Raw genomic sequence first — 15515 nt, forward strand, 5'->3', positions numbered from 1 at the left:
CCTGGTCGATCACCCATTGCACAAGGCGCGGGCAAGCTGTGCGGCTGTCTGCGCAGCACCCAGAGACCGGCCGCGATAAAAAGGGGGTCGTTCAGGAATTCCTGTCCAAGCAGGCCCCGCGGGGTCTGTCCATTCTCTGCCCGGCGGCGCTCCGTGCTGCCCGCAAACGCCACCCCCCTGCCGCTTCTTTCTGGCCAAAAATACCTTGGGGGTGAGGGCCGCAAGGCCTGAGGGGGCAACGCCCCCTGCTTCCGCCCGGCCGGCACGTGAACAGCAGAGCAGAAAAAAGGCCGCCCAGCCGGACGGCCCCTTTGTGCTGCAATATGGCCAAGCCTTACTTCGGTCCCAGCGCAACCAGCCCCTTCAGGATGTCGATGGCATAGGCCAGCTGGTAATCCTCTTCGCGCAGCTCGGCGGCCTTTTCGGCCTTTTCGCGGTCGGCTTCGATCTGGCGGATCTCATCCTCGCTCAGGCTGTCATTGTTCAGACTGCCGCGCAAATCGGCCTCGGAGCGCGAGCGGCGTGCAGGCGAGTCGTTCTCCTCCTCAGCCGCAGCGGTTCGGCGGGGCTGCTGCACCACAATATCAGGGCTGACGCCCAGCGCCTGGATCGACCGGCCCGACGGTGTGTAATAGCGCGCAGTGGTCAGACGCATCGCGCCCTCGCCCTTCAGCGGCATCACCGTCTGCACCGATCCCTTGCCGAAAGACTTGGTGCCGATGACGATGGCGCGGCGGTGATCCTGCAGCGCACCGGCCACAATTTCCGAGGCCGAGGCCGAACCGCCATTGATCAGCACCACAATCGGCTTGCCATCGGCCAGATCGCCCGGCGTTGCGTTGAACCGCTCGCCGTCCTCGGGGTCGCGGCCGCGGGTCGAGACGATCTCACCGGATTCCAGGAAACTGTCCGCCACCTTGATCGCCTGGGTCAGCAGCCCGCCGGGATTGTTGCGCAGGTCCAGAACGATGCCGTTCACATTATCCTTGCCGCCCGCATCTTCGATCTGCTTTTTCAGCCCGGACACCAGGTTGGTGGTGGTTTGATCGTTAAAGGTGGTGATCCGCATCACCACGGTATCGCCCTCGATGCGGCTGCGCACCGCCGTCAGCTTGATGGTGTCGCGGATGATCGAGACATCAAACGGCTCGGCCTCGCCTTCGCGCACCACGGTGATCACAATCTCGGACCCCACTGGTCCGCGCATCAGGGTGACCGCATCGTCCAGCGACAGGCCCAGCACGCTTTCGCCGTCCACATGGGTGATGAAATCGCCTGATTCCATGCCGGCCTCGTCCGCCGGGGTGCCGTCGATCGGCGAGACAACTTTGACAAAGCCCTCTTCCTGCGTGACTTCAATCCCCAGGCCGCCGAATTCGCCGCGGGTCTGCACCCGCATGCTGGCCGCATCATCCGGCGACAGGTAGCTGGAATGCGGATCCAGCGACGTCAGCATGCCGCCGATCGCCGCCTCGATCAGTTCCTTCTCGTCGACTTCCTCGACGTATTGGGCGCGGATACGCTCGAAGATGTCGCCGAACAGGTCCAGCTGCTCATAGACATTTGCCTCGCGCGTGCCTTCCTGCGCCAGCAACGGGCCCGCAACATAGGTTGTAGCGACAATCCCTGCCAGCGTGCCGCCAATGGCGGCCATCGCAAATTTTCTCATCAAGCCTTCATCCACCTTTTCCAGTGCGGAACCATGTTTCCGGATCCACCGGGCTGTTGTCCATTCTCACTTCTATATAGAGCGTTTCTGTCCGGTCAGTTCCACCCCCTTCACCGCTAAGTGACAGAATTGCATCCGGCTTGGGATTTTCTCCGCTCATCAATCCCACCGGCGTGCCCTCGGGGATCACTTGCCCCGCCTCGCCGAACACCTCGGCCAGGCCGGAGAACACAAACAGCGTCTCCGGCTGCGGTTCCAGAATCACCACATTGCCCAGATCCAGCAGCGGCCCGCGATAGCGGATGGTGGCGGCGGCCGGCGCCGTGACCAGGGCGCGGGGACGCGCCGCGATCAGCAGACCGGGCCGGGCAATACCCGCCGCGTCCCGTTCGCCGTAGCCGCGCAGCACCAGCCCTTCGACCGGCAACGGCAGGGTGCCGCGCAGCTCTGTGATGTCAGCGCTGGTCCCGGCGATGTCACCGCCGGCAATCTCGGCCAGCCCGTCGGCAAATCCCGACAGGGTTTCAGTCGAGGAAATCAGGATCGCGGTGCGCACCGGATCAGCAGTGAAACGGCGCGGCAGCGTGGTGCGGTCGGCAATCGCGGTAGACAGCTGCACCCGCGCGGACTGCACGCCCGCCAGCCCCTCTTCCAGCGTCCTGGCCGCGTTCTGCTGCAGCAGCCGCAGGCTCTGCACCTCGTCCAGATCCATCTTCAGCGACTGCGCCCTGGCATGCAGGGCCGGGGTCACCTCGGCCAGCATCATAGCCGAGCGTGCCGCGCCCAAAGGCCCCGAAGGATGCACCATCAGCACCGGCGGCGGCGAGGTTTCAATGGTCTGGATAATCCCCAGCAGCCCCGAGACCTCCTCTTGCCGCGCCGCCAGCTGCGCACTCAGCTGCGCCTCGCGCCGCGCCACCCGGCGCAAGCCGTCGCGCATCGCCGCCAGACCGGCCTCAAACGCCTGCACGGTTGCGGTCAGCGCCTTCACCCGGTCGCGGGAGCTGCCGGCCTCCTGCAATTGCACCGAAGCCCCCTCCAGCTGCGCCGCCGCCGTGCGCGCGGCCCCGGCGGGGTCCGCTGCCGTCTGCAGCGGTGCGGTCAGCAGCGCCAGCAGCAAAAAGCCCGCCCGCAGCGTCATGACAGCAGGCTCTCCCCGGTCATCTCTGCCGGTTTCTCCAGTCCCATCAGCTCCAGAATAGTCGGCGCCAGATCCGCCAGCCGCCCATCCCGGAGTGTGGCGCCTTCCGGCCCGCCAACCAGCGCCACCGGCACCAGGTTCAGCGTATGCGCAGTATGGGCGCCGCCGGTTTCCGGGTCCACCATCACCTCGCAATTGCCGTGATCTGCGGTGGCAATCATCGCGCCGCCCGCCTTCTCCAGCGCTTCCACCACCTGCGCCAACCCGCGGTCCACTGCCTCGCAGGCCAGCATCGCCGCCTTCAGATCGCCGGTATGGCCGACCATGTCGGGGTTGGCATAGTTGGTCACAATCAGGTCATAGCCCGCAGCAATTGCCTCGACAAACTTCTCCGTCACCTCGGGGGCCGACATCTCCGGCTGCAAGTCATAGGTCGCCACATTGGGCGACTTCGGCATGAACCGGTCCTCGCCCTCTTCCGGGTCTTCCTTGCCGCCATTCAGAAAGAAGGTCACATGCGGGTATTTCTCGGTCTCCGCCAGCCGGAACTGGCGCTTGCCCTGCTTCGCCACCCAGGCGCCCAGCGTGTTCACAATCGCTGCCTTGGGATAACAGGTGGTCATGTAATCGCTATGGCTGTCGGAATACTCCACCATGCCCAGCAGGCCCGCCAGTTTGGGGCGCTCGCCCGCATCAAATTCAGCAAACCCCGGTTCGCCAATCGCGCGCAGAATCTCCCGCGCGCGGTCAGCCCGGAAGTTCAGGCAAAAGACCCCGTCGCCGTCCTTTACCCCCTGATAACCGTCCAGCACGGTGGCGGCGATGAACTCATCCGTTTCCGACTGATTATAGGCATGGTCCACCGCGCCGTGGGCATTCATCCCCGGCCGCCCCTTGGCATGGATCATCGCATCATAAGCCTCGCTGACGCGGCCCCAGCGGTTGTCGCGGTCCATCGCGAAGTAACGCCCGGTGACGGTGGCAATGCGCGCGCCTTCGGGCAGCTTCTCCTCCAGCCGGCGGAAGTGGCGAAAGGCCGATTTCGGCGCCACATCGCGCCCGTCGGTGATTGCATGCAGCCAGACCGGCACGCCCGCGTCCGTCACCGCCTTCACCGCCGCCAGGATGTGGTTGATATGCCCATGCACGCCGCCGTCCGAGACCAGCCCCATCAGATGCGCCGCGCCGCCGCTTTCTTTCAGCTGCGCGATAAACGCCTGCAAAGCGCCGTTTTCAAAGAACGACCCGTCTTCAATCGCCAGGTCGATCTGCCCCAGATCCATCGCCACCACCCGGCCCGCGCCGATGTTGGTGTGGCCCACTTCTGAATTGCCCATCTGCCCGGTCGGCAGCCCGACATCCGGCCCATGGGTGATCAGCCGGGCGGCCGGCCCCTTGGCCAGGATCGCATCAAAGGTTGGCGTTTGCGCCAGATAAGGCGCGTTTGCCTTGCCGGGCTCGCCGCTGCCCCAGCCGTCAAGAATGCACAGGACAACGGGTTTGGGTGCGGTCATGGGGTAGCTCCGGGGCAAGGCTGTGTTCGCAAGCCTTCTAACGCCTCGCCGCGCCGGGGTGAACCGGCATTCCTGCCACAGTTGGCGTTATCAGCGCGCTTGGCGGCAGCAAGCCTCCGCCAATCCGCTTCATCTTTCCAAAAATACTCAAATCCCCGGCCCGCCACCCGCGCCGCCGCCCGCGTTCTGCGGTGTCAGCAGATGCCGGATCAGCGCCACCGGATGGGCCCGCAAGCTCAGCCGCATGGCGACGTAATCCTCCACCACTTCCTCGCCCAGGCCCATCTGCGGCAGATCCGCTTCCGGCTCGTAAATCCCCTCGCCCTCCAGCTCGCGGGCAAACAGCGGCAGCGGCTTGCGGGCGGTGATCGCCTTGGCCGCCCACAAGGCCTCACGCCGGTTCAACCCGAGGGCAGCAAAGGCATCAGCTTCAGCAAGCCGCTCAATCACCGGCGGCGGAGTGCCTGCCTTGCGCCAGACGTCCTCCACCTCCGTATAGCCATTGCCGCGTGCCGCAGTCAGCCAGGCGGCATCCTCATCGCGCAGGCCTTTCACCTGCCGGAACCCCAGCCGCAGCGCCAGCCCGCCATGGCCGTCCGGCTCCATCACATTGTCCCAATAAGAATTATTGATGCAGACCGGGCGCACGTCTACGCCATGTTCGCGGGCGTCGCGCACGATCTGGGCAGGCGCATAAAACCCCATCGGCTGCGCATTCAGCAGCGCACAGGCAAAGATGCCGGGATGGTGGCATTTGATCCAGGCAGAGGCATAGACCAAGAGCGCAAAAGACGCCGCATGGCTTTCCGGAAACCCGTAAGAGCCAAAGCCCTCGATCTGGGAAAAGCAGCGCTCGGAGAAACCGCTATCATAGCCGTTCCTGGCCATGCCGCGCAAAAACAGGCTGCGGAATTCGCTGACGTTGCCGTGTTTTTTGAAGGTCGCGAGCGACCGCCGCAGCCGGTCGGCCTGCTCCGGCGTGAAGCCCGCGCCGACAATGGCGATCTGCATCGCCTGCTCCTGAAACAGCGGCACACCAAGGGTCTTGCCCAGTACTTCGCCCAGCGCGTCCGAGGGGAAATGCACCGGCTCCTCGCCATTGCGGCGGCGGATATAGGGGTGCACCATATCGCCTTGGATCGGGCCGGGGCGGACAATGGCGACCTCGATCACCAGATCATAGAAATGGCGCGGCTTCATCCGCGGCAGAAAGTTCATCTGCGCCCGGCTTTCGACCTGAAAGACGCCAATGCTGTCGGCCCGGCACAGCATGTTGTAGACCGCCGGATCCTCGGGCGGCAGGGTGGCCAGGCTGTAATCCAGCTGGTGGTGCTGCTGCAGCAGATCAAACGCCTTGCGGATACAGGTCAGCATGCCCAAGGACAGCACATCGACCTTGAGGATACCAAGCGTGTCGATGTCATCCTTGTCCCAGCAAATGACTGTGCGCCCCTCCATCGTGGCGTTCTCGATCGGCACCAGCTCGTCCAGCCTGCCTTGGGTGATGATAAAGCCGCCCACATGCTGCGACAGGTGGCGCGGGAAGCCGATGATCTGCTCCACCATCTGCATCGTCAGCTGCAGGCGGCGGCTGCCAGGGTCCAGCCCGATCTCGCGCATCCGCTCGGCCTCCACCCCCTTGGCGCTGAAAAACCCCCACAGCTGCGAGGACAGGGCCGAAATGGTATCCTCGGTCAGGCCCATGGCGCGGCCCACCTCGCGGATGGCGCGTTTGCCGCGGTAGTGGATCACCGTGGCACAGAGGCCTGCGCGGTGGCGGCCGTAGCGTTCATAAATCCACTGGATCACCTCCTCGCGCCGCTCGTGCTCGAAATCGACGTCGATGTCCGGCGGCTCGTCGCGGGCTTCGGAGACGAAACGCTCGAACACCATGGTGCCGAGTTCGGGGCTGACCGAGGTCACGCCCAGGCAGTAGCAGACCACCGAATTCGCTGCCGAGCCGCGCCCCTGGCACAGGATCCCGCGGGAGCGGGCAAAGGCGACGATGTCGCGCACGGTCAGAAAATAGGGGTCGTATTTCAGCTTGCCGATCAGGGCCAGCTCATGCTCCAGCAGGCTGCGCACCTTGTCCGGCGCGCCGCCCGGATAGCGCCATTGCAGGCCCTCCTCGGCCAGCCGCCGCAGGCGTTGCGGCGGGGTTTCGCTGCCGCGCCCCTCATCCGGGTAGTCATAACGCAGCTCATCCAGGGAAAAGGTCAGCTGGTCCGCCAGCCGGGCGGCGTTGTCCACCGCCGTCTCATGGCCCCGGAACAGGCGGCGCATCTCCGCCTCGGACCGCAGGCGCTGCTCGCCATTGGCCATGGCGGCGCGGCCCAGGGTCTCTACCTTGCAGCGCAGGCGGATGGCGCTGAGGACATCACCCAGGCGGCGGCGGCTGCCGTGGTGCATCTTTGGCGCGGCGCTGGCGAGCGGCGGCAGGTTCAGATGCCGGGCGAGATCCGCGAGCTGCGCAAACCGTGCCCGGTCGCCGCCGTCATAGACAGGCGCCATCAGCAGATGCATCCGCCCGGCAAAGCGGCGCGTCAGCCCGTCCATATGCGGCCCCCATCCGCCCGCGCCGCTGAGGCCATGTTCCGTCTGCGGCAACAGGAGCAGGTGGAGACCCTCCGCGAATTCCAGCAGGTCAGCGATGTGCAGGAGACAGCTGCCCTTCTGTGCCCTCAGCCGCCCGGTGGACAGGAGCCGGGTCAGGCTGCCCCAGCCCGCGCGGTTCACTGGCAGCGCAATCACCTCAGGCGCATCACTGAAGATCAGCCGCGCCGCCGGGATCAGCCGTGGCGCATCGTAGATAGGGAAAGAAAGCGGCGGCGCGATGCCTTCGGGGGGCGGCGGGCCGATGGGCGTGTTCTGCCGGTTCCAGGCCTGCCGCTCGCGCACCTGGCGGGCAATGCCGCGGCATTCGGCATGGGCGCGCACGATGCCCGCCACCGAGTTTTCGTCGGCAATGGCAACCGCCGCGATCCCCAGCTCCAGCGCGCGGGTCACATACTCCTCAGGGTGGGAGGCCCCGGTGAGGAAGGTGAAGTTGGAAAGGCAGGCGAATTCGGCAAACATGGCCCGCATGATATTCCTGTTTTGTTCCCATGTGGAGTCCTGCCGCAACGCCAGCCGCAAACGCCGCCCGCGCCGCGCACAGCGCGGCGCTTGGCCCAACCGCCGCAGGGCATTTCCAATGCCCGCACGACGGGCGGGAGCGCTTTGTTTCGGGCCACAGCAGGATCCGCAAGATCCGGGTCGATTGCGGCAGGGCGGACCGGGCATGGTGGTGTCAGCAAAAGGAGAAAACGCATGATCAGGATCACCGCCCTGCCCACAGAAATTGTCCGCGCGCTGCAGGATGGCGGCACCGATGCCCACGGCCAAGTGCCGGAGCGCGCGGTGTCCGGCGGCGGCAGCAACCCCTGCCGCCACTGCCTGCAATACATCCCCGATGGCACAGGCATGCTGACCCTGGCCCACCGCCCCTTTCCCGAGGCGCAGCCCTATGCCGAGACGGGGCCGATTTTCCTGTGCGCCGATCATTGCGAACGGCACGAAGGCGAAGAGATGCCGGAGATATTGACGGGCTCCCCGGATTACCTGATCAAAGGCTACAGCGCCGATCACCGGATTGTTTACGGCACCGGCATTGTCATCCCGCAGGCGGAGATGAGGGGGCAGACGGAAGCGATCTTTGCGGATGAGCGGGTCAGCTACATCCACGTCCGGTCATCACGCAACAACTGCTACCAGGCGCGGATCGACCGGGGGTGAAGGGGGAACCGGGGGTGAAGGGGAAAGTGCCAACCCTCACGTTGACCTCGGAACACTGAGGGCGGCGTCTGCCTGGGCAGGCGCGCACGTGCATGTCCGTTTTGCCGGAGGCAAACCTTCGGATTGACGGGCCGGCAGGCGCGGCCCGGCCTGCCGGCCGCGCGGAACAGATGTTCCAACCTGCCGGACAGACTATCCCGCTCAGGCAGACTTTGTCAGCGACAGGAAAACGTCCTCCAAGTCTGCCTCTTCAGTCTTCACGTCACGGATCGAAATACCGGCGGCATGGACCGCGGCCAGCACGTCCTCGGCGCTGGTCAGGCGGCTGCGGTAGCGCAGCACCACGGCGCCGTCTTCGCGCAAACTGGCCTCGATCCCCTCGCCCTGCGGCACGACCGTGGCGGGCACTGCCGGATGCACCACCATGGTCTTGGCATCCAGCCGGCCCAGCAGGCTGGATTTGCTGTCCCGCGCCACCACCTCGCCCTGGTTGATTATGGCGATCTCGTCGCACATCTCCTCGGCTTCCTCCAGGTAATGGGTGGTGAGGATGATCGTCATGCCTTGGGCGTTCAGCTTGCGGATGTTCTGCCACAGCATCTGGCGCAGCTCGATATCGACACCCGCAGTAGGTTCATCCAGCACCAGCACCGACGGGCGGTGAACCAGCGCCTTGCCCAGCAGCAAGCGCCGCCGCATGCCGCCAGAGAGGGTCCGGGCATAAGCCTCGGCCTTGTCGGTGAGGCCGATCATCCGCAGGATTTCGTCGCTGTGGCGTTCGGGTTCGGGCACACCGTAAAGACCCGCCTGCACCTCCAGCGCGCCGCGCGGGGTGAAGAAGGGATCAAGGTTCAGCTCCTGCGGCATGACACCGATGGCGGCGCGGCTCTGGCGCGGGTTTTCGTCCTGGTCAAAGCCCCAGATCGACACTTGTCCGCTGGTCTTGCGCACCAGCCCTGCCAGAATATTGATCAGGGTGGATTTACCGGCGCCATTCGGCCCCAATAGCCCAAAGACCGAGCCGCGCGGCACCGTGAGATCGACGCCCTTCAGCGCGTGTTTCCCGGGCTGGCCTTTGTGCCCTTTGTAGATTTTACGCAAAGCTTTGATACGGATTGCATCGCTTGTCATCGCCGCTCTTGCCCCCGGTTTTTCCTTGGCTCATAAAAGCGCCTAGCCGAAAAGTGAAAGGACTGCCAGCCATGAGCACCGCCACGCCCCCTGAAGCGCCGGAAACCAGGATCGTGAACAGCCGCAAGGTGGCCTGCGACGGCAGCGAGGGCGCGCTGGGGCATCCGCGGGTCTATCTGCAGATCCCCGAGGCCGAGGGTTTCGTAGAATGCCCCTATTGCGACTGCAAGTATATCTATGAGGATGCGGCCAAGGCGGCGGAGTGATCCAACGCAGCCAAGCCCAGGCCTGCAGCGGCTGAGAACCGGAGAATTCAAGTTTTTCGGCCAAATTTCTTTGAAGAAATTTGCCAGCGCCCGGTATGGTCCCGCTGGGCTGAAGCAAACGGATGGCGCACATGGCACAGCTTCTGATCGTCTACCACTCGCGCACCGGCGGCAGCCGCCGGATGGCGGAGGCGGCGGCAGAGGCGGCACGCGGCGAGGTTTCCACGGTTCTGAAACGGGCCGTAGAGGCCGGGCCGGAGGATCTGCTGGCGGCCGATGGCTATCTGTTCTGCGCGCCGGAGAACCTGGCGGCGCTGTCCGGCCAAATGAAAGAGTTTTTCGACCGCTGCTATTATCCGGTGCTGGGGCGGCTCAACGGACGGCCCTATGCGCAGCTGGTCTGTGCCGGATCGGATGGGGAAAACGCCGCCCGGCAATGCGCCCGGATTGCCACCGGCTGGCGATTGAAACAGGTGCAGGAGCCGCTGATCATCTGCACCAATGCCCAAACGCCCGAAGCTATTCTGGCGGAGAAGGTGATCCCGGAGGACCAGCTGGATGCCTGCCGCGAGCTGGGGCTGGCACTGGGCGCGGGGCTGGCGATGGGGGTGTTTTGACACTTTACCTTTGCGCGCTGAAGACCATGCCTAGGTCACGCCTGTGTCCAGCCAGTTATATATAGCAATCTTCTCGGCAAAAAAATGGCCATTCATAACTGTTTCGGCTTCAGAACCCTGAACAAACAGCACTGGCAGTTCTATAGTTTCTGTTAAGACGCTCTTTCAGCCCCGGCCCGGCCCATACTTTGAGTTTGCCGCCGCCCGACAATTCGCCATCCCCCCAAACTGTGTGCGATGCAAAATCCGCATATGCAAAACGGGCGGAGCCTTCCCGGCCATCACTGCAGGAAATGTCCGCAGTGCCGTAATTGCCGATTTTGCTTTGCACCTTCCATGTGCCCGTACACTGCACGCCCGAGGACGTTTCGCCGCTGAAACTGCCCTTAAGCCAGCCTGTTGCGGCCCCAGTGAAAATCTCTCCTCCTTCCAGGCAGGCCGCCAGGGGCGCACAATTGCCCGGGCTGCCTTGCACGGTTGAACACTCTGCGGGGAAAAGGGCGTCGATTGTACCATCATTGCCCACAGGTTCAGTGCAAGACACGAGAACCGTCAGTGCAACCGGCAGAACGGCAATTGCAGTGCAGCGGGGGATGAAGGATAAGGTTTTTTGAAACATGCGGGCGCCAAATCAACGGGAGTAAATAACCATGAGCAATACTCAGTTCGGCAAAGGTTGTCATCTCCATCTGATCGACGGCTCGGCTTTCATCTTCCGCGCCTATCACGCGCTGCCGCCGCTGACGCGGAAATCCGACGGGCTGCCGATTGGGGCAGTGGCCGGTTTTTGCAACATGCTGCAGCGATATGTGGAGGGCAACACAGGCCCCGATGCGCCGACCCATGTGGCGGTGATATTCGACCATTCCGGCAAGTCGTTCCGCAACGAGATGTACGACCTTTACAAAGCCAACCGTCCGCCCGCGCCTGAGGACTTGCGCCCGCAGTTCCCGCTGACCCGCGAGGCAACCCGCGCTTTCAACATCGCCTGCAAGGAAGTTGAAGGGTTCGAGGCCGATGACATCATCGCCACCTTGGCGCACCAGGCGCGTGATGCCGGCGGGCGCTGTACCATTATTTCATCCGACAAGGACCTGATGCAGCTGGTCGGCGGCGGCGTTGAAATGCTGGACGCGATGAAGAACAAGCGGATCGACAGCGACGGGGTGCATGAGAAATTCGGTGTCGGCCCCGACAGGGTGGTGGATGTGCAGGCGCTGGCGGGTGACAGCGTTGATAACGTGCCCGGCGCGCCGGGGATCGGGATCAAGACCGCAGCGCTTTTGATCAATGAATTCGGCGATCTGACCAGCCTTCTGGACCGCGCCGAGGAGATCAAACAGCCCAAGCGCCGCCAGACCCTGATCGAACACCGCGCGCAGATTGAACTGTCCAAACGGCTGGTGCAGCTGGATTGCAATATGGCGCTGGATTTCTCGCTGGAGGATCTGGAAGTGATGGAGCCGGATGCCGAGACCCTGCTGACCTTCCTGTCGGAGATGGAATTCCGCACCCTGACCAAGCGCCTTGCCGATCAGCTGGGCATGGATGCACCTGCCATTCCCGAAGCGCCCGCCGCTGCGGCTGAGGCCACAGCACCCGAAGCTGTGCCTTTCGACAAGGACAAATACGAATGCGTCAGCGAGGCGGAAGCCTTGCAGGTCTGGGTGGACCGCATCCGCCGGCGCGGCTGGGTGGCGGTGGATACCGAGACCACCGGGCTTGATGAAATGGTTGTCGATCTGGTCGGCATTTCGCTGTGCGTGGAAGCGGGCGAGGCCTGCTATATTCCGCTGGCGCATAAGGCCGGGGGCGATGATCTGTTTGGCGGCGAGGGGTTGTCCGACGGGCAGATGCCGCTGGAAGAGGCCGTCGCAATGCTGAAGGACGTGCTGGAAGATCCGGCGATCCTGAAGATCGGCCAGAACATGAAATACGACGCCAAGATCCTGCACCGCTACGGGGTGGATGTGGCGCCGATTGATGACACCATGCTGATGTCTTACGCGCTGCATGCCGGGATGCACGGGCATGGTATGGATGCGCTGTCCGAACGCTATCTGGACCACACGCCGATCCCGATCAAGCCGCTCTTGGGGTCCGGCAAATCGGCGATCACCTTTGACCGGGTGCCGATTGACGACGCGGTACCTTATGCGGCTGAGGACGCCGATATCACCCTGCGCCTGTGGCAGGCGTTCAAGCCGCAGCTGCATCAGGAGCGGGTGACCACGGTTTACGAGACGCTGGAACGGCCCTTGGTGCCGGTGCTGGCGGATATGGAACGCAACGGCATCAAGGTGGACCGCGATACGCTGAGCCGGATGTCCAATGCCTTTGCCCAGAAGATGGCTGGCTTGGAGGCCGAGATCCACGAGCTGGCGGGCCGCAGCTTCAACGTCGGCTCCCCCAAACAGCTGGGGGAGATCCTGTTTGACGAAATGTCCCTGCCCGGCGGCAAGAAGGGCAAGACAGGCGCCTATGCCACCGGTGCCGATATCCTTGAGGATCTGGCGACCGAACATGATCTGCCCGCGCGAGTGCTGGACTGGCGGCAGCTCAGCAAACTGAAATCGACCTACACGGATGCGCTGCAGGACCATATCAATGCGGAAACCGGCCGGGTGCATACGTCTTATGCACAGACCGGGGCAAGCACCGGCCGCATGGCCTCGACCGATCCGAACCTGCAGAACATTCCGGTGCGCACCGAGGAAGGCCGCCGCATCCGCGAGGCCTTTGTGGCGGACGAGGGCAATGTTCTGCTATCGCTGGATTACAGCCAGATTGAGCTGCGTATTCTGGCGCATATGGCCGGGATTGACGCGCTGAAGGCGGCCTTTGCCGAGGGGCAGGATATTCACGCCATGACTGCGTCGGAGATGTTCGAGGTGCCGCTGGACCAGATGACACCGGAGATCCGCCGTCAGGCCAAGGCGATCAACTTCGGTGTGATCTACGGCATTTCCGGCTTTGGCCTGGCGCGCAATCTGCGCATTCCGCGCAAGGACGCGCAGGGGTTCATCGACCGCTATTTCGAGCGTTTCCCGGGCATCCGCAAATACATGGATCAGACGGTGGAATTCGCCAAGGAGCATGGCTATGTGCAGACCTTGTTCGGGCGCAAGATCCACACCGCCGAGATCAATGCCAAGGGGCCGAAAGCAGGCTTTGCCAAACGCGCCGCGATCAATGCGCCGATCCAGGGTACCGCTGCCGATGTGATCCGCCGGGCGATGGTCCGGATGCCTGCGGCGATTGCCCATCTGCCCGCACGGATGCTGCTGCAGGTGCACGATGAACTGCTGTTCGAAGTGCCGGAAGCGGCAGTGGAGGAGACCATCGCAGCCGCCCGTCAGGTAATGGAGACCGCCGCCGATCCGGCAGTGCATCTGGACGTGAAACTGGTGGTGGACGCAGGCCGCGGTCAGAACTGGGCGGAGGCGCACTAAGCCAGTTTTCTTGAGGCAATTCCTTTTGAGGCAGGCGAAGCACTCCCGTCCGGCTTCGATCTGGCGATCTCATCCCGTTGAACCAAGCGCCGCTGACGCGGCGCGGCGATTGCCGCACCCTTTCCACCATGGGTCGAGGGAGCCGCAAGGCTCCGCGCGTTCAGCGCGGCTTGCCCTTGACGCGGACTGCGCTGAAAACAATTGGGAACGCCCCTCAAGGACAGACCTGCCCTAGGGGCTTCTCAGCATAGGCTCTGCGCCGCGCCAGCGGCGCCACGCCCAACGGCTGCTGCGGCATCGCAGATGCAGCTTGCAGCGGGCGGGAGTTTTCCCCTGCCCGGCCTCAGCCTTCGGCCGGCTTTTTGACCAGTTTTGCCACCAGCCGCCGCACCAGCGGTGCGGCCGTGAAGGCGACGGCAAAGGCAATCGGCCAGCTGACCGACCAGGCCTGCATCCAGGCCTGCGTAAAACCCGCACCAAACCCCAGCGTTTTCCAGGTCGCCACACCAGTCACGATAAAGGACATCAGCCCCGACAGGATCAGGCTGAACAGCAGAGGGGCAAAGCGGGCGGGCAGCATCGGCGGGGTCCTTCCTGTGATCCTGCGGCCCTTATGCAGGCCGCCGTATCACATTTCAATTCACGAATGTAACAGCCCGCCTGCGGCGGCTTAACGCATCCAGCCGAGGCTGTCTTCGGTGCGCCGGGTCGAGGGCGTGTATTCAGCGCTGACCCAGCCGTCATAACCGCTGGCGTCGATGGCGGCAAACAGCGCCGGGAAATCGACCGGACCGGTGCCCGGCTCGCAGCGTCCGGGTGCTGCACCGATCTGCACATGCACGGCGCGGGAGCCGAACATCTCCCAGACCTTGGCCGCATCGCCGTGGATCAGCTGGGCATGGTAGGCATCATACTGCAAACCGACGTTGGGGCGGTCCACCGCCTCCAGCACTTCCATCGCCAGGTTGTAGTCGTCCAGGAAATAACCGGGCTGGTCGCCGCTGTTCAAAGGTTCGATTGTGAACTGCTGCTCCGGCGCGCGGCCGGCGGCCCATTGCAGGTTCTCAATGAACGTCCGCTGCGCCTCTGCACCCTTGGTATAGCCCGCCATAACATGGATCTTGCCCGCCTTCAGTACCTCGGCGTAGCGCAGCACCCGGCGGATGTCGCGCTGGAACCGGTCGACGCCCTCGGGGATGGCCGCATAGCCGGGCGTGCCGCCGGTGTAATTCGGCGGCGGCGCGTTGATCAGCAGCAGCTCCAGCCCGTTGGCAAGCAGGGCGCGCTGGGTTTCCTTGGCGGCAAGTTCATAGGGATACAGGATCTCTACCGCCTCAAACCCGGCGGCGGCCGCAGCCTGGAAGCGGTCGAGATAAGGCAGCTCTGCAAACAACAGCGAAATATTGGCCGCGAAGCGGGGCATGAGGGTTCTCCTTCTTCCCCGAAGGTCTAGCGCTGCGCACAGGGGCCGCCAAGGCGTCAAAAGAACAGAATTTTCATATTAAATCCTTATTAACCTTTAGCGGCAAGTTTCTGCCGCCGCGCCGGGTGGCAACTGGCATCATAGGCGGCGGCAGGTGGGCATAACTGCGCGGATTGATACACGCCTAGGCTGACGTATCAGAGGAGACAGCCATGTGTGATGCAATGGGAACCGCCAAGCCGGCGGTCAGAATTGACAACGACCGTGTCCGCGTGACCGAATGGAGCTTTGCCAAAAGCGGCGACAACACCGGCTGGCACCGGCACGGGTTCGACTATGTCGTGGTGCCGTTGTTTGACGGCGTGCTGGAAATCGCCCATCCCGACGGGACGCGCACAGAGGCGGTGATGCAGCGTGGGGTTCCATATTTCCGCAAGGCCGGGGTGGAGCATGACGTGATCAACGGCAATGACTTTGCCTGCGCCTTTGTCGAAACCGAACTGCTGGAGGAAGCCTCCGCCGGTTAGC

The 15515-nt window shown here is 63.9% G+C and carries 13 protein-coding genes; 5 read left to right on the forward strand and 8 right to left on the reverse strand.

Annotation, left to right across the window (positions count from 1 at the left end; translation table 11 throughout):
• Positions 1 to 334: 334 nt before the first annotated feature.
• The 4 genes from ETW24_RS18315 to ETW24_RS18330 form a co-directional block, all read right to left on the reverse strand.
• Complete coding sequence (locus ETW24_RS18315; RefSeq protein WP_129372370.1) at positions 335 to 1669, reverse strand: S41 family peptidase; 1335 nt, start codon at positions 1667 to 1669, stop codon at positions 335 to 337.
• Between the two features lie 7 nt (positions 1670 to 1676).
• Positions 1677 to 2810 carry a murein hydrolase activator EnvC family protein gene (locus tag ETW24_RS18320; protein WP_129372371.1) on the reverse strand — a complete coding sequence of 378 codons (1134 nt, stop codon included), beginning with the start codon at positions 2808 to 2810 and terminating at the stop codon, positions 1677 to 1679.
• Positions 2807 to 4324: a 2,3-bisphosphoglycerate-independent phosphoglycerate mutase gene (gpmI, locus tag ETW24_RS18325; protein WP_129372372.1), complete on the reverse strand. Its 1518-nt coding sequence runs from the start codon at positions 4322 to 4324 to the stop codon at positions 2807 to 2809. The genes ETW24_RS18320 and gpmI overlap by 4 nt, the downstream gene beginning before the upstream one ends.
• Positions 4325 to 4471: 147 nt before the next feature.
• A complete protein-coding gene (locus ETW24_RS18330; RefSeq protein ID WP_129372978.1) occupies positions 4472 to 7399 on the reverse strand; it encodes an error-prone DNA polymerase in 2928 nt (975 codons plus the stop codon).
• Between the two features lie 234 nt (positions 7400 to 7633).
• On the opposite strand from ETW24_RS18330, the gene ETW24_RS18335 reads away from it, so the two are divergent.
• Positions 7634 to 8098 (forward strand): DUF1203 domain-containing protein, encoded by a 465-nt coding sequence (locus ETW24_RS18335; RefSeq protein WP_129372373.1) that lies wholly within the window; start codon positions 7634 to 7636, stop codon positions 8096 to 8098.
• A gap of 201 nt (positions 8099 to 8299) precedes the next feature.
• Here the strand turns inward: ETW24_RS18335 and ETW24_RS18340 are convergent, their stop codons facing one another.
• Positions 8300 to 9229, reverse strand: a complete 930-nt coding sequence (locus ETW24_RS18340) for an ABC transporter ATP-binding protein (protein WP_129372374.1) — start codon at positions 9227 to 9229, stop codon at positions 8300 to 8302.
• Positions 9230 to 9300: 71 nt separating this feature from the next.
• Here ETW24_RS18340 and ETW24_RS18345 point away from each other — a divergent pair, with 71 nt between their 5' ends.
• Together ETW24_RS18345 and ETW24_RS18350 are read left to right on the forward strand one after the other, a co-directional pair.
• Positions 9301 to 9495 (forward strand): zinc-finger domain-containing protein, encoded by a 195-nt coding sequence (locus tag ETW24_RS18345; protein WP_129372375.1) that lies wholly within the window; start codon positions 9301 to 9303, stop codon positions 9493 to 9495.
• Positions 9496 to 9626: 131 nt separating this feature from the next.
• Positions 9627 to 10112: a flavodoxin family protein gene (locus ETW24_RS18350; RefSeq protein ID WP_129372376.1), complete on the forward strand. Its 486-nt coding sequence runs from the start codon at positions 9627 to 9629 to the stop codon at positions 10110 to 10112.
• A gap of 109 nt (positions 10113 to 10221) precedes the next feature.
• Here ETW24_RS18350 and ETW24_RS18355 read toward each other — a convergent pair whose 3' ends face one another.
• Positions 10222 to 10731: a hypothetical protein gene (locus tag ETW24_RS18355; protein WP_129372377.1), complete on the reverse strand. Its 510-nt coding sequence runs from the start codon at positions 10729 to 10731 to the stop codon at positions 10222 to 10224.
• A 31-nt stretch (positions 10732 to 10762) separates the two neighbouring features.
• Between ETW24_RS18355 and polA the strand changes: the two genes are divergently transcribed.
• Positions 10763 to 13564: a DNA polymerase I gene (polA, locus tag ETW24_RS18360; protein WP_129372378.1), complete on the forward strand. Its 2802-nt coding sequence runs from the start codon at positions 10763 to 10765 to the stop codon at positions 13562 to 13564.
• Between the two features lie 343 nt (positions 13565 to 13907).
• Here the strand turns inward: polA and ETW24_RS18365 are convergent, their stop codons facing one another.
• Entirely contained in the window at positions 13908 to 14144 is a 237-nt protein-coding gene (locus tag ETW24_RS18365) for a DUF2798 domain-containing protein (RefSeq protein ID WP_129372379.1), read from the reverse strand.
• A 90-nt stretch (positions 14145 to 14234) separates the two neighbouring features.
• Positions 14235 to 14987 (reverse strand): hydroxypyruvate isomerase family protein, encoded by a 753-nt coding sequence (locus ETW24_RS18370; RefSeq protein ID WP_129372380.1) that lies wholly within the window; start codon positions 14985 to 14987, stop codon positions 14235 to 14237.
• Between the two features lie 212 nt (positions 14988 to 15199).
• On the opposite strand from ETW24_RS18370, the gene ETW24_RS18375 reads away from it, so the two are divergent.
• On the forward strand, positions 15200 to 15514 hold the full coding sequence (locus tag ETW24_RS18375; protein WP_129372381.1) for a cupin domain-containing protein: 315 nt from the start codon (positions 15200 to 15202) through the stop codon (positions 15512 to 15514).
• Position 15515 lies beyond the last annotated feature (1 nt).

Origin of the sequence: Leisingera sp. NJS204 (assembly GCF_004123675.1) — a bacterium.
GTDB lineage: Bacteria > Pseudomonadota > Alphaproteobacteria > Rhodobacterales > Rhodobacteraceae > Leisingera.

Coding starts and splice junctions, on each gene's coding strand:
- ETW24_RS18315 (WP_129372370.1), bottom strand. CDS start 1,669: ATGAGAAAATTTGCGATGGCCGCCATTGGCGGCACGCTGGCAGGGATT.
- ETW24_RS18320 (WP_129372371.1), bottom strand. CDS start 2,810: ATGACGCTGCGGGCGGGCTTTTTGCTGCTGGCGCTGCTGACCGCACCG.
- gpmI (WP_129372372.1), bottom strand. CDS start 4,324: ATGACCGCACCCAAACCCGTTGTCCTGTGCATTCTTGACGGCTGGGGC.
- ETW24_RS18330 (WP_129372978.1), bottom strand. CDS start 7,399: ATGTTTGCCGAATTCGCCTGCCTTTCCAACTTCACCTTCCTCACCGGG.
- ETW24_RS18335 (WP_129372373.1), top strand. CDS start 7,634: ATGATCAGGATCACCGCCCTGCCCACAGAAATTGTCCGCGCGCTGCAG.
- ETW24_RS18340 (WP_129372374.1), bottom strand. CDS start 9,229: ATGACAAGCGATGCAATCCGTATCAAAGCTTTGCGTAAAATCTACAAA.
- ETW24_RS18345 (WP_129372375.1), top strand. CDS start 9,301: ATGAGCACCGCCACGCCCCCTGAAGCGCCGGAAACCAGGATCGTGAAC.
- ETW24_RS18350 (WP_129372376.1), top strand. CDS start 9,627: ATGGCACAGCTTCTGATCGTCTACCACTCGCGCACCGGCGGCAGCCGC.
- ETW24_RS18355 (WP_129372377.1), bottom strand. CDS start 10,731: ATGTTTCAAAAAACCTTATCCTTCATCCCCCGCTGCACTGCAATTGCC.
- polA (WP_129372378.1), top strand. CDS start 10,763: ATGAGCAATACTCAGTTCGGCAAAGGTTGTCATCTCCATCTGATCGAC.
- ETW24_RS18365 (WP_129372379.1), bottom strand. CDS start 14,144: ATGCTGCCCGCCCGCTTTGCCCCTCTGCTGTTCAGCCTGATCCTGTCG.
- ETW24_RS18370 (WP_129372380.1), bottom strand. CDS start 14,987: ATGCCCCGCTTCGCGGCCAATATTTCGCTGTTGTTTGCAGAGCTGCCT.
- ETW24_RS18375 (WP_129372381.1), top strand. CDS start 15,200: ATGTGTGATGCAATGGGAACCGCCAAGCCGGCGGTCAGAATTGACAAC.